This window comes from Streptomyces sparsus (assembly GCF_054776295.1).
Map to the genome: position 1 here is coordinate 1 of NZ_BAAHCA010001491.1, position 786 is coordinate 786.

Annotated in this window: 2 protein-coding genes; one reads left to right on the top strand and one right to left on the bottom strand. The window is 73.5% G+C overall.

What is annotated here, in order from left to right:
• Positions 1–217: NAD(P)H-binding protein (locus tag ACYVE9_RS29195; RefSeq protein WP_461030887.1), on the bottom strand; the 217-nt coding region annotated here is incomplete at its 3' end.
• Between the two features lie 86 nt (positions 218–303).
• On the opposite strand from ACYVE9_RS29195, the gene ACYVE9_RS29200 reads away from it, so the two are divergent.
• The coding region (locus ACYVE9_RS29200; RefSeq protein WP_461030888.1) for a TetR/AcrR family transcriptional regulator at positions 304–786 on the top strand (483 nt) is incomplete at its 3' end.

The following is a 786-nucleotide window of genomic DNA, read 5'->3' on the forward strand; positions in this document are numbered from 1 at the left end:
CGAGCCCGGACAGCACGGCGTCCCGCCCGCGTACCGCCGAGACCAGCGGTTCCGGCGCAGCCAGGTCCGCGGTCCGCACCTCCAGCGACGGACGCGGATCGACGCCCAGCCGGGCCGGGTCCCGCACCACCGCGGTGACCTCGTGCCCGGCGTCCAGCGCCTGCCGTACGAGCTGCCGGCCGGTACCGCCGGTGGCTCCGAACACGGTGATCCGCATCGCGCCCCTCCCTGGGGTGAGTGTTTACTCACCCCAGGGTGAGTAAACACTCACCCTGTCGTCAAGTCCCGCCCGGAGCACGCCACATGAACCAGACCCCGGCACCGGCGCGCGTCCGCCTCCTGGACGCCGCACACGAACTGCTGCTCACCCTCGGCCTCGCCCGGACCACCACGAAGGAGATCGCCCGCGCCGCGGACTGCTCCGAGGCCGCGCTCTACAAGCACTTCCGCAGCAAGGAGGAGCTGTTCGTGGCCGTACTGAGGGAACGCCTACCGGGCCTCGAGGGGCTGCTGGACGAGCTGGCCGCCGGCCCGGGGGAGCGGACCGTCGAGGAGGCGCTCACCGAGATCGCCCGGCAGGCGCTGCTCTTCTACCGGCAGAGCTTCCCGATCGCCGCCTCGCTGTACGCCGAACCCCGGCTGCGCCGCCGCCACCTGGAGGCGATGCGCGAGCTCGGCACCGGACCGCACGCCCCCATCGACGGCCTGAACACCTACCTGCGCGCCGAACAGGCGGCCGGCCGCATCCGCCCGGACGCCGACACCTACGCCGCCGCGGCGCTGCTG